The organism is Ensifer sp. SSB1, assembly GCF_016652895.1.
Lineage (GTDB): Bacteria > Pseudomonadota > Alphaproteobacteria > Rhizobiales > Rhizobiaceae > Ensifer.
On the sequence record NZ_JAEPRP010000117.1, the window covers coordinates 1 to 23,012 of the forward strand.

The 23,012-nt window shown below is 62.7% G+C and carries 28 protein-coding genes and 1 other RNA gene; 18 read left to right on the forward strand and 11 right to left on the reverse strand.

Going from position 1 to position 23,012, the window contains the following annotated elements; translation table 11 throughout:
• Both I8N66_RS24840 and I8N66_RS24845 read left to right on the forward strand, forming a co-directional pair.
• A partial coding sequence (locus tag I8N66_RS24840) for a hypothetical protein (RefSeq protein WP_291159371.1) occupies positions 1-255 on the forward strand: 255 nt, incomplete at its 5' end.
• A gap of 384 nt (positions 256-639) precedes the next feature.
• Positions 640-1,974 (forward strand): TadE/TadG family type IV pilus assembly protein, encoded by a 1,335-nt coding sequence (locus I8N66_RS24845; protein WP_223724907.1) that lies wholly within the window; start codon positions 640-642, stop codon positions 1,972-1,974.
• Between the two features lie 157 nt (positions 1,975-2,131).
• Here the strand turns inward: I8N66_RS24845 and I8N66_RS24850 are convergent, their stop codons facing one another.
• The 4 genes from I8N66_RS24850 to ssrA form a co-directional block, all read right to left on the reverse strand.
• Positions 2,132-2,362: a ribbon-helix-helix domain-containing protein gene (locus I8N66_RS24850; RefSeq protein ID WP_291159376.1), complete on the reverse strand. Its 231-nt coding sequence runs from the start codon at positions 2,360-2,362 to the stop codon at positions 2,132-2,134.
• Between the two features lie 196 nt (positions 2,363-2,558).
• A complete protein-coding gene (locus tag I8N66_RS24855; RefSeq protein ID WP_223724905.1) occupies positions 2,559-2,771 on the reverse strand; it encodes a DUF4169 family protein in 213 nt (70 codons plus the stop codon).
• 123 nt (positions 2,772-2,894) lie between these two features.
• Positions 2,895-3,407, reverse strand: coding sequence for an SspB family protein (locus I8N66_RS24860; RefSeq protein WP_113536093.1), 513 nt, complete (start codon positions 3,405-3,407; stop codon positions 2,895-2,897).
• A gap of 134 nt (positions 3,408-3,541) precedes the next feature.
• Positions 3,542-3,901: a transfer-messenger RNA gene (gene ssrA, locus I8N66_RS24865) on the reverse strand.
• Positions 3,902-4,048: 147 nt separating this feature from the next.
• Between ssrA and I8N66_RS24870 the strand changes: the two genes are divergently transcribed.
• The 12 genes from I8N66_RS24870 to I8N66_RS24925 all read left to right on the forward strand — a co-directional run bounded on the left by I8N66_RS24870 (position 4,049) and on the right by I8N66_RS24925 (position 13,669).
• Positions 4,049-4,357 carry a DUF2853 family protein gene (locus tag I8N66_RS24870; RefSeq protein WP_113536092.1) on the forward strand — a complete coding sequence of 103 codons (309 nt, stop codon included), beginning with the start codon at positions 4,049-4,051 and terminating at the stop codon, positions 4,355-4,357.
• Between the two features lie 96 nt (positions 4,358-4,453).
• Entirely contained in the window at positions 4,454-5,248 is a 795-nt protein-coding gene (locus I8N66_RS24875; protein ID WP_113536091.1) for a thymidylate synthase, read from the forward strand.
• Between the two features lie 130 nt (positions 5,249-5,378).
• Positions 5,379-5,984: a glutathione S-transferase gene (locus I8N66_RS24880; RefSeq protein WP_291159383.1), complete on the forward strand. Its 606-nt coding sequence runs from the start codon at positions 5,379-5,381 to the stop codon at positions 5,982-5,984.
• 10 nt (positions 5,985-5,994) lie between these two features.
• A complete protein-coding gene (locus tag I8N66_RS24885; RefSeq protein WP_291159386.1) occupies positions 5,995-6,531 on the forward strand; it encodes a dihydrofolate reductase in 537 nt (178 codons plus the stop codon).
• Between the two features lie 155 nt (positions 6,532-6,686).
• The gene (gene hflK, locus I8N66_RS24890) at positions 6,687-7,799 is read left to right on the forward strand and encodes an FtsH protease activity modulator HflK (RefSeq protein WP_113536089.1); all 1,113 of its coding nucleotides are present in this window, start codon (positions 6,687-6,689) and stop codon (positions 7,797-7,799) included.
• A complete protein-coding gene (locus tag I8N66_RS24895; RefSeq protein WP_223724898.1) occupies positions 7,796-8,719 on the forward strand; it encodes a protease modulator HflC in 924 nt (307 codons plus the stop codon). The genes hflK and I8N66_RS24895 overlap by 4 nt, the downstream gene beginning before the upstream one ends.
• 7 nt (positions 8,720-8,726) lie before the next feature.
• The gene (locus tag I8N66_RS24900) at positions 8,727-8,912 is read left to right on the forward strand and encodes a DUF2065 domain-containing protein (RefSeq protein ID WP_113536087.1); all 186 of its coding nucleotides are present in this window, start codon (positions 8,727-8,729) and stop codon (positions 8,910-8,912) included.
• Positions 8,913-8,918: 6 nt separating this feature from the next.
• A complete protein-coding gene (locus I8N66_RS24905; RefSeq protein WP_113536086.1) occupies positions 8,919-9,305 on the forward strand; it encodes an ACT domain-containing protein in 387 nt (128 codons plus the stop codon).
• Positions 9,306-9,683: 378 nt separating this feature from the next.
• Positions 9,684-11,138 (forward strand): DegQ family serine endoprotease, encoded by a 1,455-nt coding sequence (locus I8N66_RS24910; RefSeq protein ID WP_291159420.1) that lies wholly within the window; start codon positions 9,684-9,686, stop codon positions 11,136-11,138.
• Between the two features lie 172 nt (positions 11,139-11,310).
• Complete coding sequence (locus tag I8N66_RS24915) at positions 11,311-11,664, forward strand: RDD family protein (protein ID WP_291159393.1); 354 nt, start codon at positions 11,311-11,313, stop codon at positions 11,662-11,664.
• A 214-nt stretch (positions 11,665-11,878) separates the two neighbouring features.
• Positions 11,879-12,781, forward strand: a complete 903-nt coding sequence (locus I8N66_RS24920; protein ID WP_291159396.1) for a LysR substrate-binding domain-containing protein — start codon at positions 11,879-11,881, stop codon at positions 12,779-12,781.
• A 189-nt stretch (positions 12,782-12,970) separates the two neighbouring features.
• Positions 12,971-13,669, forward strand: a complete 699-nt coding sequence (locus tag I8N66_RS24925) for a hypothetical protein (RefSeq protein ID WP_113536083.1) — start codon at positions 12,971-12,973, stop codon at positions 13,667-13,669.
• A gap of 94 nt (positions 13,670-13,763) precedes the next feature.
• On the opposite strand, the gene I8N66_RS24930 is transcribed toward I8N66_RS24925, so the two are convergent.
• A complete protein-coding gene (locus I8N66_RS24930) occupies positions 13,764-14,330 on the reverse strand; it encodes a GNAT family N-acetyltransferase (protein WP_291159400.1) in 567 nt (188 codons plus the stop codon).
• Positions 14,327-15,214, reverse strand: coding sequence for a phosphoserine phosphatase SerB (serB, locus tag I8N66_RS24935; RefSeq protein ID WP_113536115.1), 888 nt, complete (start codon positions 15,212-15,214; stop codon positions 14,327-14,329). Before serB ends, I8N66_RS24930 begins: the two co-directional genes overlap by 4 nt.
• On the opposite strand from serB, the gene miaA reads away from it, so the two are divergent.
• Positions 15,213-16,124, forward strand: a complete 912-nt coding sequence (miaA, locus tag I8N66_RS24940; protein WP_162768643.1) for a tRNA (adenosine(37)-N6)-dimethylallyltransferase MiaA — start codon at positions 15,213-15,215, stop codon at positions 16,122-16,124. The genes serB and miaA overlap by 2 nt on opposite strands.
• Positions 16,125-16,186: 62 nt before the next feature.
• On the opposite strand, the gene I8N66_RS24945 is transcribed toward miaA, so the two are convergent.
• The 5 genes from I8N66_RS24945 to I8N66_RS24965 form a co-directional block, all read right to left on the reverse strand.
• Positions 16,187-16,588 carry a VOC family protein gene (locus tag I8N66_RS24945; protein ID WP_113536080.1) on the reverse strand — a complete coding sequence of 134 codons (402 nt, stop codon included), beginning with the start codon at positions 16,586-16,588 and terminating at the stop codon, positions 16,187-16,189.
• Between the two features lie 188 nt (positions 16,589-16,776).
• A complete protein-coding gene (locus tag I8N66_RS24950; protein ID WP_113536079.1) occupies positions 16,777-17,472 on the reverse strand; it encodes a class I SAM-dependent methyltransferase in 696 nt (231 codons plus the stop codon).
• 220 nt (positions 17,473-17,692) lie between these two features.
• Positions 17,693-19,741: a DUF87 domain-containing protein gene (locus I8N66_RS24955; RefSeq protein ID WP_113536114.1), complete on the reverse strand. Its 2,049-nt coding sequence runs from the start codon at positions 19,739-19,741 to the stop codon at positions 17,693-17,695.
• A gap of 79 nt (positions 19,742-19,820) precedes the next feature.
• Positions 19,821-20,120 (reverse strand): AzlD family protein, encoded by a 300-nt coding sequence (locus tag I8N66_RS24960; RefSeq protein ID WP_113536078.1) that lies wholly within the window; start codon positions 20,118-20,120, stop codon positions 19,821-19,823.
• The gene (locus I8N66_RS24965; RefSeq protein ID WP_291159409.1) at positions 20,117-20,842 is read right to left on the reverse strand and encodes an AzlC family ABC transporter permease; all 726 of its coding nucleotides are present in this window, start codon (positions 20,840-20,842) and stop codon (positions 20,117-20,119) included. The genes I8N66_RS24960 and I8N66_RS24965 overlap by 4 nt, the downstream gene beginning before the upstream one ends.
• A gap of 119 nt (positions 20,843-20,961) precedes the next feature.
• Between I8N66_RS24965 and I8N66_RS24970 the strand changes: the two genes are divergently transcribed.
• From I8N66_RS24970 to cax, 3 genes are all read left to right on the forward strand, one after another.
• Complete coding sequence (locus tag I8N66_RS24970) at positions 20,962-21,426, forward strand: Lrp/AsnC family transcriptional regulator (RefSeq protein ID WP_113536076.1); 465 nt, start codon at positions 20,962-20,964, stop codon at positions 21,424-21,426.
• Between the two features lie 58 nt (positions 21,427-21,484).
• Positions 21,485-21,631, forward strand: coding sequence for a hypothetical protein (locus I8N66_RS24975; protein WP_291159414.1), 147 nt, complete (start codon positions 21,485-21,487; stop codon positions 21,629-21,631).
• Between the two features lie 200 nt (positions 21,632-21,831).
• On the forward strand, positions 21,832-22,929 hold the full coding sequence (cax, locus tag I8N66_RS24980; protein ID WP_291159417.1) for a calcium/proton exchanger: 1,098 nt from the start codon (positions 21,832-21,834) through the stop codon (positions 22,927-22,929).
• Positions 22,930-23,012: the final 83 nt, after the last annotated feature.

Consider the following 23,012-nt stretch of genomic DNA (forward strand, 5'->3'; position numbering starts at 1 on the left):
CGCGCGATTTCCTCGTCGATCCTTTCACCATCGCGCGCCAGCATCGCCGAGGCCGAGCGCAAGGCCGAAGCCGAACGGCAGGCCGAGGCTGCGCGCCGGACACAGCAGGGGCCGGCAAGCGTGCGTGGTGCCGGTCAGGAACAGCAGCCGGTCCTGCCGCCGAGCGGGGCGGACGACGCCCAGGGTGGCAGCACCGGGCATGCCCCCAGCCAGAAGCTCGACTTCGATGTGTTGCCGGACGTCAGGGTGCAATAACCGACACTCGGATCCGAACAGATCGGCGCGCGCTCGCAACCGCCTTCCGCACGTTACGTCCGTACAACAGCCGCGCCTGCACAATCCGCGTAAGTGGCGGGCCCCCGCATGACTGGAAGTGCGCCAATTTTGGGGTATCGGCAATAGTGCCGGATTTCGCTGGGGATTAACGCTCTCGCAGCGCGGGTTCAGAAAAAGTTTAGCAATTTCTGAAGTCATTTCTCCACGATTGATCACTAAATTAGCAATCTGTTTTGGAGCGCAGGGAGGGACGCGGCCAGCTGGTCGCATTTCGCTCCAACTCATTGGAATCGATGACGCCTTTTGCTTTGGAGCCGTGTGGCTCCGAAGTCGTCGTGATCTGTTGAGGGGCAACGAAGCAAGATGCGCAGCAATCTGAAGAACAATCTCATCCGCATCCTTAAGGATGAAACCGGCAATTTTGCCGTCCTGACAGCTCTGGTGATGGTGCCGTTGCTTACGGGAGCTTCCATCGCCATCAATCTCGCCCGGATCAATCTCGAGTCCGCCAAGATGCAGGATGCACTCGATGCGGCTGCCTTTTCCGCGGTCAAGTCCTATGGCGAAGGCGGGGATGCGGCCGCGGCGAAGGACCTCGCGAACAACACCTTCTTCGCCAATTTCGGGGTGCCGGACACCGTCGAAGAGCTCGGGTCGGGGAGCTCGGCGCCGGTGGCGACCCAGGCAATCAAGGTCGCTTTCGGCGCACTCGGCATGGAGAGCACCGCAACGGCGACCTATCAGCTCAAATACGCGCCGCTCTTCTTCGGTCTTCAGCCCTATACGATCGATCGCGTCAGCGTCGCTGCGCGCATGCCGGGGCGGGAAGCGTGCATTCTCGCGCTTCATCCGACCGCAAGCCGGGCGTTCGAAGTGAGCGGCAGCGCCACCGTCGATACGTCCGGCTGTACGATCACGTCGGACTCGAACGATGCACAGTCGATCTATCTCAGCGGATCTGCGACCTTGAAGGCCGAGTGTCTGTATGCGACCGGCAAGGTGTCGGCGACGCTTGCCCATCTCCAGCTCGCCTGTGACAAGGCGGTGGAAGACGTTCCGCCGATCCCGGACCCGTTCTCGTCCAAGAAAATGCCGACGACGGGCAGCTGGGTGAACCTTGCGGGGTGCGGGCAGAATTTCGTCGCCGGCGGTGGCGGCAACGGCAATTGCAACGGCACGAGCAAGACGCCGAACAACGCACCCGCCAATTACACTGTCGAGCTGAAGCCCGGCACCTACGGCGGCTTGGAGATCAAGGGCAAGGTGCTGCTGCGGCCGGGTTCCTACATCATCGATGGCGGTACCCTGAAACTCGCCAGTCAGTCGGTGCTGACGGGTGAGGGCGTTACATTCTTCCTGATGAACGGTGCCCAGCTCGACATTCACGGCGGCTCGACCTTCAAGATCACGCCATCCCAGACTGGGGACTGGGCAGGCTTCTCGATCGTTGCCGCCAGGAACAATACGGCGACGGCGACGATCAACGGCAACAGCGCCTCGTCGCTTGCGGGCATCATCTACATGCCGGCATCGCGTGAGATCCAGTATGCCGGCAGTGGTACCACCGGCGGCGAATGCGTGCGCATCGTCGCGCAGGAGATCACCATGATCGGCAACAGCAGCTTCAAGCTGGATTGCAAGGCAGCGCTTGCGAACAACACCATCAACAATCCGGGTGCAATCCGTCTGGTCAGATAACAAAAAACAATCAGGCGGCTGGGGGCAGCGCGGGGCGACGCTCTGAGGGTGTTGTGTCGCCAGGCATTAACGAATGCTTTGCGTTGCGCGTGAAAGCCCGGCTGCCCTGCGGCCGGGCTTTCCTTATGTCGGGACCTGTTGCCGTACGGCGGCGGCGTCACGCCTCGCCGGGAGACGCCCGGGGCGATTTCAGCCACTCGAGCACGTAGACACGCAGCGCCGAGGAGAGATTGCTGTCGGGTGTGCGTTGGTCGTCGATCTCGGCGATAAGCTGCGCAAGCGGCATCGCCCTCATCTCGGCGATTGCCTTCAGTTCCTGCCAGAATGCGTCCTCGAGCGAGAAGCTGGTGCGGTGGCCGTGGAGCGTTGCGGAATGCTTACGGATCATTGTCCGGTCTCTGGATCAAAATGACTTTGGGACGGGGCGCCCATAAAGTGCGATCGATTGTAATAATCTGGAGCGGGATGCCGACAGAAAATCGCGCGCAGCGGCGCTGCGAGATCGATTCAACTTCCTGGCAATTCGATTCGGAAAGCGGTCGCAAGTCCTTGCTCCGGAATCGATTTTGTACGGGGAGGGCGGCTCAGTCCTTGCTGTCGCCGCCTTCGTCCTTGGCGGGCCGTTCGAGGCGGCCCTGGTCGAGGCGGTCCTCCGCCTTGTCGTTCAGCGCCTTCGTCAGGGATTTTTCAGCCTTGGTGCGGCCGAAGGAGATGCGGTTCTGTTCGGCCTGCTTTTCCTTGTCCGTGCGCTCGCGGCGCTTGCGGAACTGGCGCAGATTGACGACGTCGCCGGTCATGATCCGATGCTCCTTCAGCGCTTACGCGTCTTCAACGCACTCGGTCGCTGTAGCACTGCGCGTGGCCGCATGATCCCGCTCCCCCGTCGGCTGCGACGAGAGGAGGCATGCAGCCGGTTGTGATCAGTTCTTCTTGCGGAAGGAATCGAGCGAAACGACGGAGCCGCCACCGTTCTTCGGTTCGGTCGGCTTGTCGTCCTTGGCCGAGGCTTCGCCGTTTTCTTCCGGAACCGGATAAGCGGTGATTTCGGCCGATTCCACTTCCTCTTCCTCGCCGGCGGCGACATCGAATTCCAGCTCGAAATTCACCGAGGGATCGTAGAAACCGCGGATGGCGTTGAATGGGATAACCAGGCGTTCCGGCGTGTCGGAGAAGGACAGGCCGATCTCGAAGCCGACGTCAGTCACCTTCAGTTCCCAGAACTGGTGCTGGACGACGATGGTCATCTGCTCGGGATATTTGGCTTTCAGGTGCTGCGAGATACGCACGCCCGGCGCGCCGGTCAGGAAGGTGATGAAGAAGTGGTGCTCGCCGGGCAGGTGGCCGGTCGTCGCGACCTCGGTCAGGACCTTCCGGATGACGCTGCGGAGCGCGTCCTGTGCCAGAATGTCGTAGCGGATGTGGTCCTGGCCCATGAGTGTCCCGTCTTTCCTCGAACTCAATCTTACTGCTTTGCTGCCGGCTATCCTGCCGTCGACTTTTCATTGCCCGTCCATGGGGACGAGTCAATTATTTGAGCATCTATAGACCATTTCGAGGCGGGGGAGAAGGTGAAGGCTTCTGTTGCCAGGTGCCTTCGGACCCCGCCTTACGGTGCTACCCGGAAGGACTTGATTTGAAGTGTCGCACCGCCGTTAGGCAGCGAGACGTGCTTCAGCATAGTTGTCGTTTGCAACTATAAGTTTAGCCCGATAACGGTGGTACAATGCCGAGCAAAAAGTCGATCTTTACGCCCTTGTCGATCCTATTTCGCCCCCATCAAAAGCCGATCGGCGAATGATCGGTTTTTGGTGGAGGCGCCGGGTACCGCCCCCGGGTCCAATGGGTTTATTTCATCGCCCGTTTATTGCCATAGCCGCCCGAAGACGGCACGGTTCATATAGGTCTTTCCGGGGCCCAAGAAAAGGGGGATATGGCGGATATATGACTTTGTCCCGCACCGTGCGGGTGTCGAACTGCCTTGACTTGCCCGACATCCATGAAAAACTCCCGCTGCTGCCACGCGGCCGCTACCTGCGGCCCGCAATTTCGAAAAGCAAAGCAAGCTGGAGGCCTCATGACGGACTACCTCGCAGATGTGCAGAAATACGACAGCGGCGCCGACGAAGCGATCGTGAACAAGATCGTGCGTCACCTTGGCATTGCCCTTCGCAACCGCGACTCCTCGCTCGTTTCGGCGACGGATCCGACGGAGCTCGACCGGGTCAAGGAGAAATGGTGCGAAAAGAAGCTCGGCATCAGTGGCGCCGATGCCGATACGGCAATCGCAGCGACCGTCAAGGCGATGTCGGCCGATCGCTCCAAGTCGCGCGTCACCTTCTATTATCTGGTGGCCAAGAACCTCGGGAAGCTGCAGGCGCTGTAGTTGCACCGAATTATCCGGGATAATCACCCGGAGGTCATTGGTTCGCCGCCGGCTTCGTCCTAAATTTGGGGCATTACGAATCGGCGGCGCCAGACCATGCAGCAATATCTCGACCTTCTCGACCATGTGATGACCAACGGAACCGACCGCGGCGACCGGACGGGAACAGGCACGCGCTCGGTCTTCGGCCACCAGATGCGCTTCGATCTCTCCGAGGGCTTCCCGGTGCTGACGACGAAGAAGCTGCACCTGCGCTCGATCATCCATGAGCTGCTGTGGTTCCTGAAGGGCGATACCAATATCCGCTACCTCAAGGAAAACGGCGTCACCATCTGGGACGAGTGGGCCGACGAGAATGGTGACCTCGGCCCGGTCTACGGCTACCAGTGGCGCTCCTGGCCGGCGCCGGACGGACGCCATATCGACCAGATCGCCGGGCTCGTCGAAAGCCTCAAGACCAACCCGAATTCGCGCCGTCACATCGTTTCGGCCTGGAACCCGGCGCTGGTCGACGAGATGGCCCTGCCGCCGTGCCACTGCCTGTTTCAGTTCTACGTGGCGGACGGCAAGCTCTCCTGCCAGCTTTACCAGCGCTCCGCCGATATCTTTCTCGGCGTGCCCTTCAACATCGCCTCCTACGCGCTTTTGACGATGATGGTGGCGCAGGTGGCTGGCCTCAAGCTCGGTGATTTCGTCCACACGCTCGGCGACGCGCATATCTATCACAATCATTTCGACCAAGCTCGGCTGCAGCTGACCCGCACGCCGAAGGCGCTACCGCGGATGGAAATCAATCCTGACGTGAAGGACCTGTTTTCTTTCCGCTTCGAAGACTTTACGCTCGTTGGCTACGAAGCTGATTCAACGATCAAGGCGCCGATCGCCGTCTAGGCACCGGACGAGGCGGGTATCGTCTGCCGGAAGATGCCGTCGCCGGGGTTTTGCTGGTGCTGCCGCAAGGCTGACTGCCAGGGTTGCAACGGGCAGGGACCGGGGAGGGGTGGTCCTCTAGGGAGGTATGATGCTCACATTGATCCATGCGCCCTTGTCGCGGTCGTCTCGCATCGTCTGGCTGCTTGAGGAGCTGGGCGCCGAATACGAGATCCGTTATGTCTCGATCCGCCGTCGGGACGGCTCAGGCGCCCCCGACGATGACAACCCGCATCCGCACAAACAGGTGCCGGCGCTGCTGCACAATGGCGCGGTGATCTGGGAAACGGTGGCGGTCGTGCAGTATCTCACCGATCTCCATCCCGATTGCAGCCTCGGCCGCCCTCCGGGCCACAAGGAACGCGGCGCCTATCTTTCCTGGCTTGCCTATTATGCAGGGGTGATCGAGCCGACGGCGTTCGCCCATATCTCCGGCGCCACTATCAACAATCCGGCGCAGGCGCAGCTTTATAGCGAAATGTGCGAGCATGTGATCCGCGTGCTCACCCGCCAGACCTATCTGCTCGGCGAGACGATGAGTGCTGCCGACCTGCTGCTTGCAAGTGCCCTGCAATGGATGCGCAAGATCCTGCCGGAGAGCTCGGTGGTCGATCGCTACATCCGCGTGGTGACGGACCGGCCGGCCCATGACCGGGCAAGGGAAATCGACAGCAAACCGCAAGGTTTCCACGACTGAAAAGGCTTCCATGACCGAGACGAAGAGCACCCATCCGAAGATATCGATTGTCGTCGCAGTCGCGGCCAACGGCGTCATCGGCCGTGACGGCGATCTGCCGTGGCGGCTATCGACCGATCTCAAGCGTTTCAAGGCGCTGACGATCGGCAAGCCGGTGATCATGGGGCGCAAGACCTGGGCTTCGCTCGGCCGTCCGCTGCCCGGGCGCGCCAATATCGTCATCACCCGCAATGCGGAATTTGCCGCTGAGGGCGCGGAGGTCGTGCCGTCGCTCGATGCGGCGATCGCGCTGGCGAACCGCGAGGCGGCGACAGCGGGCGCCGACGAGATCTGCGTCATCGGCGGCGGCGAGATCTACCGCCAGTCGATCGCGCTGGCCGACATTCTGCACGTGACCGAGGTCCAGGCTGAGGTCGATGGTGACACGCGCTTCCCCGATATCGACCCGCAAGTCTTCGAGAAGGTGTTCGAAGAGGATCTGCCGCAGGGCGAAAAGGACAGCCACGCCATGCATTTCGTCACCTGGCGGCGGCGTGCGACAGCCTGACGCGGCGGATCGTCAACTATTTTGAACCATTTACGGTGAACTCGGGCCTACCGCGTTGAAAGCGGTGCAGGTGATACCTATAACGGTTTCACATCATAAACGACCGTGCGGTGGCGCGGCTGTTTGGCGTGGGAAGTTTCAATAGAGAGGTTTTGATGCCCTGGAGCAATCAGAATGGCGGCGGCGGCCCATGGGGCGGCGGTGGCGGCGGCAATCAGGGGGGGCCCTGGGGCCAGGGGCCAAACCGGCCGCGTGGCGGCAAGGGCGGCCCGCCGGATCTGGAAGAGATCATTCGCCGTGGGCAGGACCAGCTTAAGAACGTCGTTCCCGGCGGTTTCAACGGCGGCGTCTTCGCCATTGTCGGTCTGCTGATCGTCGGCTTCATCCTGATCAACTCGATCTACACCGTCCAGCCGGACGAGCGTGGCGTCGAAATGCGCTTCGGCAAGCCGAAGGACGAGATCTCGATGCCCGGCCTGCATTATCATTTCTGGCCGTTCGAGACCGTCGAATTCGTCAAGATCACGGAGCAGCAGCAGAATATCGGTGGGCGCGCCAGCGGCCAGGCGAATTCCGGCCTGATGCTGACCGGCGACCAGAACATCGTCAACGTGCAGTTTTCGGTGCTCTACTCGGTCACCGATCCCAAGGCCTATCTGTTCAACGTCGAGAATCCGTCCGACACGCTGCAGCAGGTTTCGGAAAGCGCCATGCGCGAAGTGGTCGGCCGCCGTCCGGCACAGGACATCTTCCGTGACAATCGTCAGGCGATCGCTGCCGACGTGAAGAGCACGATCCAGGCGACGATGGACACCTACGGTGCCGGCGTTTCCGTCAACACGGTCGCGATCGAAGACGCAGCACCGCCGCGCGAAGTGGCCGATGCGTTCGACGAAGTGCAGCGTGCCGAACAGGACGAAGACCGCTTCGTCGAAGAAGCCAACCAGTATGCCAACCAGGTGCTCGGTAAGGCCCGCGGTCAGGGTGCGCAGATCCGCGAAGAAGCGGCTGCCTACAAGGACCGCGTCGTCAAGGAAGCACAGGGTGAAGCGCAGCGCTTCATCTCGGTTTACGACGAATATTCCAAGGCGCCGGAAGTGACCCGCAAGCGCCTCTATCTCGAAACGATGCAGGGCGTTCTCGGCAAGTCGAAGAAGGTAATCCTCGACGAGAAGAACGGGCAGGGCGTTCTGCCCTATCTGCCGCTGAATGAAATCGGCAGGCCTCTCCAGTCGGGAGCAGCAGCAGCATCGGGAGCAGGCCAGTGATCAACAATCGTACCTCCGTCATCCTGATCCTGCTCGCCGTCGTCTTCGTCGGCATCTATTCCTCGGTCTTCGTCGTCAACGAACGCCAGCAGGCGATCGTCGTGCGCTTCGGTCAGATCAAGGACGTCAAGAGCCAGCCGGGTCTCTACTTCAAGCTGCCCTTCGCCTTCATGGACGCCGACCGTGTCCAGTATGTCGAAGACCAGGCGCTGCGCTTCGACCTCGACAACATCCGCGTCCAGGTTTCGGGCGGCAAGTTCTATGAAGTCGATGCCTTCGTCGTCTACAAGATCGCCGATCCCCGCCGCTTCCGTGAAACCGTATCGGGCGATCGCGATGCTGCGGAATCGCGTCTGAGGACCCGTCTCGATGCATCGCTGCGTCGCGTCTACGGTCTGCGTGGTTTCGAGGCAGCGCTTTCGGACGAGCGCGCATCGATGATGCGTGAAGTTCGCGCCGACCTCAAAGGCGACGCCGAGTCGCTCGGCCTCAACATCGAGGACGTTCGCATCCGCCGCACCGACCTGACGCAGGAAGTCTCGCAGCAGACCTACGACCGCATGAAGGCCGAGCGTCTGGCAGAAGCCGAACTGATCCGCGCTCGCGGTAACGAAGAGGGCCAGCGCCGCCGCGCCATCGCCGACCGTCAGGTCGTCGAGATCGTCGCCGACGCCCAGCGCGATTCGGAAATCCTGCGCGGTGAGGGCGAAGCCGAACGAACGAAGACCTTTGCCGACGCTTTTGCGCGCGATCCGAAGTTCTTCGAATTCTACCGCTCGATGACGGCCTATACCCAGTCGATCGCGAGCCCGGACACGACGCTGGTGCTTTCGCCCCATTCGGAATTCTTCCGTTACTTCAACGATTCCGAAGGTACTGCACCGGCTGGCCCGGCGCCGCAGCCAACCACCGGGAACTAGGCGAGCGATGTCAGATTTCCTGACGGGAATCGCTTTCTTCCTGATCATCGAGGGGCTGGTGTACGCACTGGCCCCTTTGGTTTTGGTGGAAATGGCGAAGCGTTTGCCGTATGTCCCCGAACATCAGCTTCGACTGGCGGGGCTCGTTTCCGTGGCTGCCGGGGTCGGACTTGTATGGTTGCTTCGAGGATAATGCGAAATGCCACATAAACTGCTGATCCGGCTGGTCGATGCCGAATACGCCATCACCCGCCTCAATATCGGTTCCAGCATACCGGAATGGTTGCCTGGGCCAGGCTTCTGGACCGTGTCGAGCTCCCGCGAGGAGATGACGTTGGTCTGCCGGGCCGCCCGCGTGCCTTCCAGCGTCCAGAGTTCGCTCGGCTGGCGCTGCTTCCGCGTCGAGCAGCACTTTGCCTTTGATGTGCCAGGCGTACTCTCGTCCGTGCTCCGGCCGCTTTCGGCCGCCGGCGTCGGCGTCTTCGCCAATTCGACCTTCAGCACCGACTATGTCTTCGTCGCCGGTTCCGATCTCGACAAGGCGGTGCAGGCTCTGAAAGACCACGGGCACGACCTGACGACCTGACACGTCGCGCCTCCTTCCAAGAACGCGCAGCCGGGACCTTTTGACCTCCAGCAGTCATCTGCGCGGGGATCAGGAAATCGTGTGTGGACGCTTCCGAATTCCGCCTTATCTTCAGGTGAAAATCGCAAGCCGCGCGGTTTGCGGATTGCTGTGACGGTTCTGACCGCATAAGCGCTGTTGCCGGTTCCGGTCGACGCGAAATTATGCGAAGAATCAAAGTACTATGACGCCTCGGCGCATAGGCAGGAGAGGTGGGAGGCCCAAGGAAGTGGCCGACCATCGAAAAGCCAGAGGAGCTTAAGCGACTTGTCCACGCGAACGAAATCCCGAGCGCACTCGCTTGGCACCGCCTTGGGCGTTCTGGCGCTCGCAAGCGCGCTGGCCTTCAGCTCCACGGCGCTTGCCCAGAACACGGCCATCCGCCCGCCGACCAACGGCCCTGCTTCCGTTGCCGATCTCGCCGCCGGACTGTTGGACGCCGTTGTCAACATCGCGACCTCGCAGAAGGTCAAGAACGACGACAATGCGCCGGCGCCGCAGGTACCGGAGGGCTCGCCCTACCAGCCCTATTTCGACGAGTTCTTCAAAGGGCAGGGCGGCCAGGGCGGCAGCCGCCAGCGCACGGTCGATTCGCTCGGCTCCGGCTTCGTCATCGACCCCTCAGGCTTCATCGTCACCAACAACCACGTGATCGAAGGTGCCGACGACATCGAGATCAACTTCGCCAATGGCAGCAAGCTGAAGGCCAAGCTGGTCGGCAAGGACACCAAGACCGATCTCGCGGTCCTGAAGGTGGAGCCGAAAGCGCCGCTGAAAGCCGTGCCTTTCGGCGATTCCCGCAAGATGCGCATCGGCGACTGGGTGATGGCGATCGGCAATCCCTTCGGCCTCGGAGGCTCGGTTTCCGTCGGCATCATTTCGGCACGCGGCCGCAACATCAATGCCGGCCCCTATGACAACTTCATCCAGACCGACGCGGCGATCAACCGCGGCAATTCCGGCGGACCGCTCTTCAACATGGCCGGTGAAGTCATCGGCATCAACACGGCGATCATCTCGCCCTCCGGCGGCTCGATCGGCATCGGCTTCTCGGTTCCGACGGAGCTTGCCGCCAATGTCGTGCTGCAGCTGAAGGATTTCGGCGAGACCCGGCGCGGCTGGCTTGGCGTGCGTATCCAGCCGGTGACCGACGATATCGCCGAAAGCCTGAAGATGGCGACACCGCACGGTGCGCTCGTCTCCGGTATCATCGAGGGCGGGCCGATCGCGAACGGCGAGATCAAGGCGGGTGACGTCATCGTCAAGTTTGATGGCCGCGACGTCACCGAGATGCGGGACCTGCCGCGCGCCGTTGCCGAAAGCCCCGTCGGCAAGGCGGTCGACGTGGTGGTGGTCCGCGATGGCAAGGAGCAGACGGTCAAGGTGACGCTTGGCCGCCTCGAAGATGGCGCCGATGTCGCCAGCGCGCCGGCGGCGACATCCAATGACGAGACGCAGAAGCCGGACAAGCCCGAAGCCGCGCCGCTGCCCGCGACCGATGTCGTGCTCGGCATGAAGCTTGCGACGCTCAACGAAGAGACGCGCAAGAAGTATGGCATTGCCGATGACGTGGATGGCGTTGTCATCACCGAGGTCTCGCCGAATTCTGCCGCCGCGGAACGCCGTGTCGAGCCGGGTGACGTGATCGTCGAGGTCGGCCAGGAGGCGATGGACACACCCGGTGACGTTGCCGATCGCGTCGAGGAGTTGAAGTCGGACGGTCGGCACAACGCGCTCCTGATGCTCTCCAACAAGACCGGCGAACTGCGCTTCGTCACGGTGCGGGTAGAGTAGGGCTTCCATGACATGTGCCGCCGCGGCCTCTGATCGGTGCCGCGGCATAATTTCGTGGTGGCGATTGCCGAGTCTTATCAGCACGTTCGGCGGTTGGGCTTAGAGGTCGAATCCGCTTCTTCAGTTTTTGATTCAGGTGGCTTCTGATTGCTGCAGTCGCGCGTCCCGCCTGTTGGAAAGCCGCCGCGGTGCGACGCTCGGCAAGCAGTTGCTTTCTATCCGAACGGCGAGCCATCTGGATGCTCACGCTGTTGGCGTCCCTATCCGGTCGGCTTTGTTGCGCTATACTGTGATGTTCGCTGCGCTCCTTCCCGGCATCCTGGCGACCTTGGGATTTGAACTCGCCGTGGCAAGTGGTGGTTGGGAGCCATTCGCTCTGCTCACCCACCCGTTCTTCGTCGGCGTCAACATTCTGGCGGGGCTTATGTTCGTCGGTTGGTTTGCCTGGATTACCGTAAGTGTCGTGCGAAAACGCGACCCTGTTTACGACCGCGCTGCCGGAACCTCGGTCTGGGTACGGAATTGAGGCGCTGCAGACCAACGGTCCTCACTCGCTGTCATCAGAGGGTCGGCGTAAGACTTCCTTATGGCCGGCTGGAATGTGGCTAGCCGGAGCGCTTCGAGCAGGATGTCGATGATCGTCAGCATGGTCGTGCCTCCTTTCCCACTGTCATTTCACCGCACTTGCCCGCGGCCCTCAAACGAGTTTACTGTCGCCTTCGGATAACTTGAGGTTATGCATGAAGCGTGGACGGTTGCCTCTGACGGCGTTGCGGAGTTTCGAGGCGGCCGGGCGGCTGGAGAGTTTCACACTGGCCGCTGCCGAGCTTTTCGTCTCGCAGGCCGCGATCAGCCGGCAGGTGCGTGAGCTCGAGGAGCTGATCGGCCGGCCGCTGTTCGAACGGCACCACCGCAGCGTTCGGCTGACGACGGACGGCCGTGCGCTGCTCGGCACGTTGACGTCGGCCTTCGACATGGTGGGCGAGAGCCTCGACGCACTCTCCGGGAGGCGGCTGTCGCAGACGCTGAAGGTCAGCGCCGAACCGTCCCTTGCCGGGTGCTGGCTGGTGCCGCATCTGCAGGACTTTCAGGAGCAGCATCCGGACATCGATCTGGTGATCGACGCGGACTCCCGGCTGGCCGAGTTTCGCAGCGGTGACGCGGATATCGCCATCCGCCACAGCCTGGCCGCCCGCTCATGGCCGCGGGTGGAGACGCGCCTGCTCGCCAAGGTCGAGATGGTGCCGGTGATGGCGCCGGCGCTCGCCAGTGCCGGACGGACGCTCGATCGGCCCGAGGAGCTGCTGCAGCACGCGCTCTTGCATGAGGATAACCGGCAGCTCTGGGCACAATGGTTTGCGGCCGCCGGTACCGCGCCTGTGCAGCTGGACCGTGGTGCCATCTTCGCCGATGGCTCGATGGTGCTGCAGGCGACGCTGCGCGCCAACGGCATCGGTCTGATCGACCGCGACCACGCGCGCGATGACATCGATGCCGGGCGGCTGATCCAGCCCTTCGAAATCTCTGTGCCCTATGGTGCGTTCTTCATCGTGGCGCGGCGCTTCGATGCGCTGTCGGATGCGGCGAAGGCTTTTGTCGAGTGGCTCGAGCGGAGCTACCCGGGGGCGGGGCAGGAAAGGTGAGGTGCGGTGGAGGCGTTGTGATTTTCCCTTCGCCGTCCCGCCTCGCCGTCCTGCCGGATGTCTCTCCCCGCGCGTTCCTGGTTTTGATGGTGCGTCCTCTTCCATCGTGGAAGAGTTCAAGTCACTGCTCGACTCTGCGTTAAGTTGTGCGATGATCCTTCGACAATTCTAAGTCTCATCCCACAAGCGATGCTCGAAAATCCCGAACCAGCTATCCGCCCAGGAGCGCTCTCCAAAATATTGAACCACCCTTGGGCTCTCGCGATAGGCGGCGCCCTCCTTAGCGCTGTCTTTGCTGCTTTTCTCAACGCGGATTCGATCGGTCTTGGTGGAAAATCAGCCCATACGTCGGCGAGCATAGAAACCTCGGTCGCACCGGCATTTCTCTACGAAGAACGTACCGAAAATCTTCAGCCGGTGACGACTTCCGCCGGAGCTACGTGGAAAGAGGAAACAGTCGCCGGGGCCCCAACTGTGATCAGAAGTATTGCTCAGTTTCCGTCGCAAGGACTCACCGCTGCCATTACCTTCCAACGAAACTCCGACAACACGCTTCCGGCATCCCACACGATCGAGATGGTCTTTGAACTCAGCCCAAATTTTAGTGAAGGGCACGTGGCAGCCAGCCTGATGCCGTCGCTGAAGGAAAACGAACCCTCTCGGGGCGAGCCGCTGGTGGGCGCTGTCGCACCGATCAATCAGAGTTTTTACACTGTCTCACTAAGCGATTCTTCTGATGCGAGAGCGAAGAATGAAGACTTCCTGCTTTCGAGGCCATGGATCGATTTTCCGATCAGGTACTCGAATGGAAGGCGGACCTTGATAACCCTCAAGCGGACGCCGGCGATCATGGATATGTTTAGACGTCTGTTCGAGCAGAAGCCGTAGCTTTGAGGTGGAGCGGCGGACTGCTGGCTCCACGATCCGGGGCCGCCCTGGGAGACGAGCGATGTCCGACAGGACAGCGAGCGGCTATGGGCGCCTACTTCTCGGCCTTCGCCCGCCACTCGGCGGCGCTGATCGCGTAAAGCACGTGGCGGACCAACTTCGGCTGGTCGGCGGGGACGCGGGGGTGGTCGAAATCACGGCTGGCGTCGCGGTGCATGCCGATCCGTTGCATCACCGCCGTCGAGCGGGTGTTGGCGGCGATGGCGAAGGAGACGACTTCGTCGAGCCTCTTATCCTCGAAGCCGTAGCGCAGCAGGGCGGATGCCGCTTCCGTGACATAGCCTTTGCCCCAATAGGGTGGCGCCAGCCGCCAGCCGATCTCGACCGTTCCCTTGGGCAGGTGCGGCTCCAGGTCCGTCAGCGCCAGGCCGCAGAAGCCGATCGGCCGGTCGTCGGCCTTCAAGGCCACGGCGAAGAAGCCGAAGCCGGTCTCGGCGATGCCGCGGCCGACGCGATCGAACAGTGCGTCGGCTTCCGCACGGCTGCGGCGGAAGGGAAAGAACTCCATGACCTTGGGGTCGCTGTTGATCGCGAAAAAGAGATCGCGGTCGCTTTCCTTCCAGGTCCGGATTCGCAGCCGCTCGGTCTCGCAGATGATCATCCGACGAAATCCGTCTTGCGATAGCCCTGCAGATAGAGAAGGGCGGTCAGGTCGCCGTGGTCGATGCGCACCTTTGCCTGCTCGGCGACCACGGGCTTGGCGTGCAACGCCACGCCCGTGCCGGCGAGCTGGATCATGCCGAGATCGTTGGCGCCGTCGCCGACGGCAAGGGCATCGTCTGTCGAGATGCCGAGGCGGTCGGCGATGTCGATGAGGGCATCGACCTTGGCCTGCTTGCCGAGGATCGGATTGGCGACCTCGCCGGTGAGCACGCCCGCTTCGGCGATCAGCGTGTTGGCGCGGTTCTCATCAAAACCGAGCATTTCGGCGATCGGTCCGGTGAAGACGGTGAAGCCGCCGGAAACGAGGGCGGTGTAATGGCCCTTGCTTTTCATCGTCGCGATCAGTTGTTTTCCGCCCGGCGTCAGCGTGATGCGCCTGGCGATCACCTCGCCGACGACGCTGAGCGGCAGGCCCTTCAACAGCGCAACGCGCTCGATCAGCGCCGGCTCGAAGGCGATCTCGCCGTTCATGGCGCGGGCGGTGATCGCAGCTACCTTGTCCTTGAGGCCGACTTCGGCGGCGAGTTCGTCGATGCATTCCTGGCCGATCATGGTCGAATCCATGTCGGCGATGAGCAGCTTCTTGCGGCGGCTCTCGGCCTCCTGCACGGCGACATCGACCGGTGCGTCGCCGATTAAGCCGCGCAGCAGGGCTTCGGCCGCATCCGGATCGGTGCCGTCGGTCAGCGCGATATCGCAAGCGACGCCATCGGCGAGCCAGTAGAGGCCGGATGCCTTGACGGCGTTAGCGGCGGCTTCCGCCAGCGATGGCGTCAGAACAGGATTTGACGGATTGGCGATAAGCGTGGCAACGAGAGCCATGGACAATAACCTTGAAACCGAGAGCGACGCGATCCTGATAACCGGGCCGACCGCCAGCGGCAAGTCTGCGCTTGCTGTCGAACTGGCACGCCGCCATGGCGGCGTGGTCGTCAACGCCGACAGCATGCAGGTCTATGACACGCTGCGGCTGCTGACGGCGCGGCCGGACGAGGGCGACATGGGCGGCATAGAGCACTATCTCTACGGTCATGTGCCGGCGGCGTCGGCCTATTCCACCGGCGCTTGGGCACGCGAGGCGCAGGCGCTGGTCGAAAGGCTGCGCCAGGAAGGCAGGCTGCCGGTCTTCGTCGGCGGCACCGGGCTCTATTTCAAGGCGCTGACCGGCGGCCTCTCCGACATGCCTGAGATTCCGGCGGCGATCCGCGAGCGGCTGCGCGAACGGCTGAAGGCGGAAGGGCCGGAGGGGCTTCATCGCGACCTAGAGGCCAGGGATCCGGAAACCGCGGCGATGCTGAACGTCGGCGATGGCCAGCGGATCGTCCGGGCGCTCGAAGTGGCGGAGGCGACCGGCAAGCCGATCCGCTTCTTCCAACAGCAGAATGGCCCCATGATCGTCGATCCGGACCGGGCGGCAAAATACGTGGTGCTGCCGGAACGCAAGCTTCTGCACGACCGCATCAATCGCCGCTTTGCATTGATGCTGGCCGGCGGCGCGATCGACGAGGTGCGGGAGCTGCTTGTGCTCGACCTGCCGCCGGAAATGCCCGTGATGAAGGCGATCGGCGTCAGCCAGATCGCGGCACTTCTGAAGGGCGAGCTCGTCGAGGCCGAGGTGATCGAGATGGGTGCTGCGGCCACGCGGCAATATGCCAAGCGCCAGATGACCTGGTTCCGCAACCAGCTCGACGAGAGCTGGCGGCGCATCGAGAGCGCCGACGAAGTGCTCTGAGCGGGATGACGAAAAGTGTGCGTGGCTTTCCGCCCGCATCCCGCTCCAGGAGTTTCGGTCGATCAGTCGGCGAGGTTGAGTTGCCAGGACACGCCGAAGCGATCGTTGATCCAGGTGAAGCGCTGGCTGAAGCCGTAATTGTCGAGCGGCATCAGTACGGCGCCGCCCTCGGCCAGCATGGTGGCGAGCGTGATGATCTCGTCCTCGCTCTGGCATTCGACGAAGAAGGAGAAGGACGGGGTGAATGCGAAGGCGTGCTTGACCGGGCTGTCGATGCACTTGACCCGCTGCGCGCCGAGCCGGAAGAGCGCGACCTTGATGCTGCCTTCAGGTCCTTGCTCGCCCGGGCCATAGTGCTCGATCTCCAGCACCTCGGCGTTCGGGAACAGCGAGACGTAGAAAGCCATGGCGGCTTCGGCCATGCCATCCTGAAACATCAGAAAAGGGGTTATGCTTGTGACCATGCCAGCCTCCGATCGATGCGTGCGCTATTCAAACACGACAAGGGACGTCCGTAGAGCCATCCTCAGCAACGATGCGCCCAGCGCAAAAGTTCCCCAAGGATCGGTCCTGAGGTCCGACGGCTGTTGTCGAGCCGCGCCGAGGACAGTCTTCTCGCCATTCCTGTCAAGCCGCAATCCAGAAGCTGGGCTCAAGCCTTCACCGCTGAAAAGAAGAGGAAGCGCGGCCTGGTCGTCAGGCTTTCATACGCCTCGGGGAAGAGGGCGCGGGCGCGCGGGTCGGGCTGGGGCTCGCCTATCGTCTCGATGCGAAATCCTGCCGTGGTGAGCGCTTCGACCATGGCGTGAAGCGGCCGGTGCCAGAAGCGCATCTCGATCGTTCGGCCACCGCGTTCCCAGGTGTCGTCAAAACTGTAGGTCTCGAAATAGTTGTCGTGGCCGGAGAGCTGGTGATCCATGAACGGGTGATGCGTCGAAAGCACCAGGCGCCCGCTCGGCGACAGCACGCGCCTGAACTCGAGGAGAGCGGGCGACCAGTCGTGCAGATAATGCATCACGAGTGACGCAAGCACGACGTCGAAGGCGCCGTCTTCGAAGGGCAGAGGGTCGTTCAGGTCGGCGACCAGCAGGCGTGCGCGTCCTTCGAGGCGCCGGCTGGCGATTTCCAGGAGGCCGGCGCTTCTGTCGATGCCCGTCAGCGTTGCGCCGCGCTCGAGCAATGCTGCAGCATGGGCACCGCCACCGCAGCCGGCGTCCAGCACCCGAAGCCCGGCGACGTCGCCGACGAGGTCAAGGGCTGCCGGCCGCTCGTAATAGGCATTCCAGGCGTTGTTCTCGTTGTCGGCATCATAGGCGGCCGCAAACGCATCATAGTCATTCTCAGGCAAGATCTTCCTCCGCTCGGGCCCACCTTTGGGCGAGCACTCGGATCACGAGTCAATCAAAGCCTGAATTCTACTGCATGTTGCCTTCAATCGTAGCCGGTCGAAGGACAAAACTTGCGGGCTTTCATAGTGCTACAGCGACGCTTGCGCGCCTCACCGGAAGCGCGTCGTTGAACGGCGGCAAAATCGCGAGGTATCGCGCCAGAACGACCGGGCGTTCGCGCTAAGTCTTGCGGATGATGCTGCCGAGTGGACGCTTCAGCAGGCTTTCGCGAAGCGAGCCTTCGCGTGGCCGATCGCTGCCGGTGGCCGGTGAGCCGTGTCCGGTTGGCGGCGCCGCTCCGAAGCGGGGCGCCGGCTGCTCGGCGGCGGGCTTCTCGTTCAGAAGCTGCTGGCGGATCAGGTTGAAACGCTCCAGTTCAGGGTTAACGGCTGGAGCTGCGCGCGGCAGCATGTCCGGGCGATAGGGTTCGATTTCGGGCGGCTCGTCGTGTGGGGCGGGATCGGGCGCGACGTCTTGCGCAGAAGCGCCGAGTTCGGCGTCCCAGAGACGCTCCTCGCTGCCGGATTGCGCCGCCATGTAGCTCTGCTGGAAGCCGGAAATGTCGGGGCCGCTGATTGAGCGCATGCGGCTGACGATCGAGCGCAAGTCGACGATCGGTGGCGCATCCTCGTCGACGCGGTCGATGATGCCGTGGGCTCGCGGCAGCCGCTCTTCGGAGATGCGGGAAAAGCGCATGCGCATCGGCACGGCGACGGCTTCACCGAAGGCAATCGCTTCGCCGTTGCCGATCGAGGAGATGAAGCTGGTGGTGGAGGTCGACGAGTTCGGAATGGCCGAACGGATGATCTCCTGGTCGCGGTCGTTGGCAAGGCGCATGGCAAAGACCGTCGAGCACTGCGACAGGATCGTCGGGTCGAGTTCGCCGGGGCGCTGGGTGATGACGCCGAGCGACACGCCGTATTTGCGGCCTTCCTTGGCGATACGGGCAATGGCCTGGCGGGTCGGCAGGAAGCCGAGCGAGGTATCGGCCGGCACATAGCGGTGCGCTTCTTCGCAAACGACCAGCATATGGATGCCGCCATTGCTCCACAGGCCAATTTCGAAGGCCATGCGGCAGAGCACCGAGGCAACGGAATTGACGACTTCCGAAGGGATGCCGGCAAGCTCGAAGGTGGCGATGGGCTTGCCGTCGCCGGGAATGCGGAAGATCTTGGCGATCGTATCCTGGATCGTGTCGGTGATCGTGTTCGAGGAGAACATGAAATGGTAGCGCGGGTCGTTGATCGCCGAGACGATCTTGACCTTCAGTGAGCGCAAATGCGGCTTGTCGTTGCGCCCCTCCAGCCGGCCGATGCGTTCGTCGATCAGCGCCAGCAGGTCGGCGATGCGATAGGGCACCGGCGTATCCGCGGTGATCGAGCTCTTCTCGGTCTGGCGCCGCATGAGCCCCGATTCCCCACCCCGGAAGGCCTTCTTCGCTTCTGGGATGATGTCGCGCAGCATGTCGAGTTCGTCCGGCGGCGCGGGGCGGCCGCGGAAGATCACCTCGGCGAATTCCTCGAGGCGGAAGAACCAGAAGGGCAGGTCGAGCGTATCGGTATCGATGACGACCGCGAGTTCCGGGAAGGCGGCGGCGAATTCGTTGTGCGGATCGAGGATCAGCACCCGCAGCTTCGGATCGGAAGCGATCGCCTTGTTGAGCAAGAGCGTGACCGCGGTCGACTTGCCGACGCCGGTCGTGCCGACAATGGCGAAGTGCTTGGCCAGCATCGAGGGCACGTGGATCGTCGCGTCTAGGCTCTCGTCCTGGGTGAGCTTGCCGATGATGCAGCTGTCGTTGCGACCGTTATCGTAGATCCGCGCCAGGTCGGACGCGCGAATGCGGTGCGCGATGGCGCCAAGATAGGGATATTGGCTGATGCCGGCGGAAAACTCTTCGCGGCCGTCCGGACCGATGTGGACCTCACCCATCAACTCGACTTCGATGCGGAAGGTGTTGTTGCTGTCTTCGCCCCATTCGGCCGAGGCGGTCTGCATGGAATAGACCAGCGCCACGACGCGGTTTCTGCCGACGGAGATGGAGATGAGCCTGCCGACGGACCAGAGTTCGGCCAGCGACGTCTCGCCGCCTTCGGAGACGGCGGCGATCGTGGCACGGGCGCCGTTGCAGGCGACGACGCGCCCCAGAAAGCGGTTGCCAGGTTTCAGCCCGTCACGGCGATCCTGCTCTCCTGCGCGGATGGAAGAATGGAGATCATTGTTCAGCAACGCAAAAAACCCCGGCTTCACGGCCCGCTCATGTTAGCCGGGGGGATTTAACAAGTGGTTTCACGGATTTGCCTGTCGCTCAGCCGAGAAAATGGCGGAGGAAGCCGGCCGAAGCGATGCCGATCAGCACGGTTGGGAGCAGCGAGAACCGGGTGGCGGCGACAAGTGTGATGACCAGCGCGATCAGGCTGGCGGGCTTGTCGGAGACGAAGTCCGGGGCGATGACGGAAATCAGCACGCAGCCCGGGGCCGCCTCCATCACGGCGGTTGCACGATAGCCGAGCGTGCGGCCGCGGAACGCCAGATAGCCGAGCGCTCGGGTCGTGTAGGTGACGGATGCCATCAGCAGGATGGTGAGGAGGGTGACTGTGTCGATCATGGCTGCTTCGCAAGGAGATAGCTGGAGACGAGGCCGGAGAGCGCACCGGCGGCCACATACCAGGCGCCAGGGACAAGCAGGTAGACGAGGGCCGCGGTCACGAGACTGACGAGCCAGGGGCGGGCGGCGCGAAGCCCGGTCCACATGCCCTTCAGCAGCACGAGGAAGACGGCAGGAAAGGCCATGTCGATGCCATAGGCCTCGACATTACCGATCATCGGGCCGATCGCCGCGCCGACGGCGGTGAAGGTCATCCAGCAGGCCCAGAGCGCAATACCCGCGCCGAGGAAATAGGGCATGCTGAAGCAGGACCGGGCGCGGGCGTCGGCAAGGGCCATCGCCCAGCTTTCATCGCACATGAAGAACAGCGCCGGCAGAACCTTCCGCTTCGGCAAGGCACCGAGAAAGGGCGCGAGCGCCGCGCCCATCAGCAGGTGCCGGCTGTTGATCAGAAAGGTGATGGCGACAATCAGCGCGATATGCGGCGGCGAGGTCCAGAGATCGATGGCCGCGAATTCCGAGCCGCCGCCGAAATTGAGGCCGGTCATCAGCGGAACCTCCGCGTGGCTGAGGCCCTTCTGTTGAGCCTGCGCCCCGAGCACCAGCGCGAAGGGAACAAACCCGATCTGGACCGGTACGGCTGCGGTCAGCCCCCGGAGAAACTCGCTGACCCCGACCGGCTTTGCGACCTCGCCGAGGCTATCCAATTCTATGCTGCTCATGGTGTCTCCTTATGCCGGCGGAGACTAGCCAAGCGGCCGCGCAATTGGGTTGCTTTTATGCTTCCAAGTTGCGAAAATTTGGCATCAGAATGTCAAAATAGAAAGATAAGAGGCACGCGATGCCAATCGAATTGGATGCAATCGATCGGCGCATTCTTGCCGCCCTGCAACGAAACGGCCGCCTGCAGAACGTGGAGCTTGCCAAGGAAGTGGGGCTTTCGCCTTCGCCCTGCCTCAGGCGCGTGAAGCTGCTTGAAGACGCCGGGGTGATCAGCCGTTACGTCGCGCTGCTCGACGCTTCCAAGGTGGGCATGGGCCTCACGGTCTTTGCCCGGGTATGGCTGAAGGGGCAGGATGCCAAGTCGGTTGACGATTTCAACGAGGCGGTGAAGCGGCTGCCGGAGATCGTCGAATGTCACCTGATGGCCGGGGAGTGCGACTTCCTGCTGCGCATCGTCGCCCGCGATCTCGATGACTACCGGCGCTTTCAGATCGAGCACCTGACCCGGATCAAGGGGGTACAGAGCGTCAAGACGGATGTGCCGATGCAGAAGGTGAAGCTTTCGACGGAGCTGCCGCTTTAGTTACGCGCCATCGCTGCTGCTGCCGGCCCGGATCAGGCTTGCCGCGCAGTCGACGATCGTGGCGCTGGCCGTGCGCGGCGAGAAACCCAGGACGTTTCGGGCTTTTCCGCGCCAGGTGGTCGGGCTCGAGGCGCTGAGCCGGGACAAGGACGCGGACCTCGAGCGTCTGCTCGGCGATCTCGTGGCACGGCTGGTGGACGAATAGGCGAGGGCTAGGACACGCGGTCCGTGCCTTGCGCCAGATTTGCACGCCGGCGGCATTGACTTGACAAAAGTCAATGCGTCTTTGCCCGAAGCGGCATAATCATGGGGTATAGCCAACCGAATCCGGCCGGAAGTGGCATCCGGCGGCCGCAGGGCGCGACCGATCACGGATGCTTGCCGGTTGGCGCTGGGGAGGCGGCCTTGGGCAGTGCATTTGATTATGTTCGCCGGACACCCATTCTCTGGCTGCTCGTCTTCGTACCCGTCGTCATCGTCGGCGAGCATATCTGGCCGGGGGCACACACTTTGCTCTTCCTGCTCTCGGTCGCCGCCATCGTGCCGCTCGCGGCCCTGCTCAGCCAGGCGACGGAGGCGGTTGCGGCGCGGACCGGCGACACGATCGGCGCACTTCTCAACGCGACGCTCGGCAACCTGACGGAACTCGTCATCGCGCTGATGGCGCTCCAGGCCGGCCAATATCTGCTGGTCAAGGCATCGATCGCCGGCGCGATCGTCACCAACACGCTGTTCATGCTCGGCGGCTCATTCCTCTTCGGCGGCCTGCGCCATCACCTGCAGGAATTCAACCGGGTGAATGCACGCTTCCAGGCGAGCCTCCTGTTTCTGGCGACGGTCGCCGTGCTGGTGCCATCGCTGATCGGCAGCGCCGACAGCCAGCCGCAGACGGCCTTCACCCAACAGCTCAGCGCCGGCCTCTCCGTCGTGCTGATCGTCGTTTACGCGCTCTGGATGCTGTTTTCGCTGAAGACCCACCGCGAACTCTTCGCCTCGGCCGGTGGCGGGCATGGCGAGGAAGAGGTGCATTGGCCGCTGGCGACGGGCATCGTCGTGCTTTTGGCAGTTACGGTGCTGGTGGCGCTGGTCAGCGAGGTCTTCGTCGGATCGGTGCAGGTGGCCGCCCAGGAACTGGGCATGACACCGGCCTTCGTCGGTTTCATCGTGGTGGCTCTGGTCGGTGCCGCGGCCGAGATGGCGACGGCCTTTTCGGCCGCGCGCAAGGATCGCTTGGACCTCAGCGTTGGCGTTGCGCTCGGCAGCGCTGCGCAGATCTCCCTGTTCGTGGCGCCATTGCTGGTTCTGCTGAGCTATGTCATTGGCCCGCAGCCGATGGACCTGCAATTCTGGCCGGGTGCTGTCGTGATGATGCTGATCGCGACGATGGCTGCGACGCTGCTTTCCAACGGCGGGCGTTCGGCCTGGTACATGGGCGTGCTCGCGCTCACGGTCTATGTGATCTTCGGCATGACCCTGTTCCTGCTGCCGCCGGTACAGCCGTGAGGCACGCCTCCCGGCTGCTTGGCGATATCCAGGGAACTTTGGGTGGGATGGCCGGATCTACACTGTAAGCGAGGGGCGATGCT

What these genes read in the sequence shown, in the direction of transcription:
- I8N66_RS24845 (WP_223724907.1), top strand. Translation starts at nt 640, where the DNA reads ATGCGCAGCAATCTGAAGAACAATCTCATCCGCATCCTTAAGGATGAA.
- I8N66_RS24850 (WP_291159376.1), bottom strand. Translation starts at nt 2,362, where the DNA reads ATGATCCGTAAGCATTCCGCAACGCTCCACGGCCACCGCACCAGCTTC.
- I8N66_RS24855 (WP_223724905.1), bottom strand. Translation starts at nt 2,771, where the DNA reads ATGACCGGCGACGTCGTCAATCTGCGCCAGTTCCGCAAGCGCCGCGAG.
- I8N66_RS24860 (WP_113536093.1), bottom strand. Translation starts at nt 3,407, where the DNA reads ATGGGCCAGGACCACATCCGCTACGACATTCTGGCACAGGACGCGCTC.
- I8N66_RS24870 (WP_113536092.1), top strand. Translation starts at nt 4,049, where the DNA reads ATGACGGACTACCTCGCAGATGTGCAGAAATACGACAGCGGCGCCGAC.
- I8N66_RS24875 (WP_113536091.1), top strand. Translation starts at nt 4,454, where the DNA reads ATGCAGCAATATCTCGACCTTCTCGACCATGTGATGACCAACGGAACC.
- I8N66_RS24880 (WP_291159383.1), top strand. Translation starts at nt 5,379, where the DNA reads ATGCTCACATTGATCCATGCGCCCTTGTCGCGGTCGTCTCGCATCGTC.
- I8N66_RS24885 (WP_291159386.1), top strand. Translation starts at nt 5,995, where the DNA reads ATGACCGAGACGAAGAGCACCCATCCGAAGATATCGATTGTCGTCGCA.
- hflK (WP_113536089.1), top strand. Translation starts at nt 6,687, where the DNA reads ATGCCCTGGAGCAATCAGAATGGCGGCGGCGGCCCATGGGGCGGCGGT.
- I8N66_RS24900 (WP_113536087.1), top strand. Translation starts at nt 8,727, where the DNA reads ATGTCAGATTTCCTGACGGGAATCGCTTTCTTCCTGATCATCGAGGGG.
- I8N66_RS24905 (WP_113536086.1), top strand. Translation starts at nt 8,919, where the DNA reads ATGCCACATAAACTGCTGATCCGGCTGGTCGATGCCGAATACGCCATC.
- I8N66_RS24920 (WP_291159396.1), top strand. Translation starts at nt 11,879, where the DNA reads ATGAAGCGTGGACGGTTGCCTCTGACGGCGTTGCGGAGTTTCGAGGCG.
- I8N66_RS24925 (WP_113536083.1), top strand. Translation starts at nt 12,971, where the DNA reads ATGCTCGAAAATCCCGAACCAGCTATCCGCCCAGGAGCGCTCTCCAAA.
- I8N66_RS24930 (WP_291159400.1), bottom strand. Translation starts at nt 14,330, where the DNA reads ATGATCATCTGCGAGACCGAGCGGCTGCGAATCCGGACCTGGAAGGAA.
- miaA (WP_162768643.1), top strand. Translation starts at nt 15,213, where the DNA reads ATGGACAATAACCTTGAAACCGAGAGCGACGCGATCCTGATAACCGGG.
- serB (WP_113536115.1), bottom strand. Translation starts at nt 15,214, where the DNA reads ATGGCTCTCGTTGCCACGCTTATCGCCAATCCGTCAAATCCTGTTCTG.
- I8N66_RS24945 (WP_113536080.1), bottom strand. Translation starts at nt 16,588, where the DNA reads ATGGTCACAAGCATAACCCCTTTTCTGATGTTTCAGGATGGCATGGCC.
- I8N66_RS24960 (WP_113536078.1), bottom strand. Translation starts at nt 20,120, where the DNA reads ATGATCGACACAGTCACCCTCCTCACCATCCTGCTGATGGCATCCGTC.
- I8N66_RS24965 (WP_291159409.1), bottom strand. Translation starts at nt 20,842, where the DNA reads ATGAGCAGCATAGAATTGGATAGCCTCGGCGAGGTCGCAAAGCCGGTC.
- I8N66_RS24970 (WP_113536076.1), top strand. Translation starts at nt 20,962, where the DNA reads ATGCCAATCGAATTGGATGCAATCGATCGGCGCATTCTTGCCGCCCTG.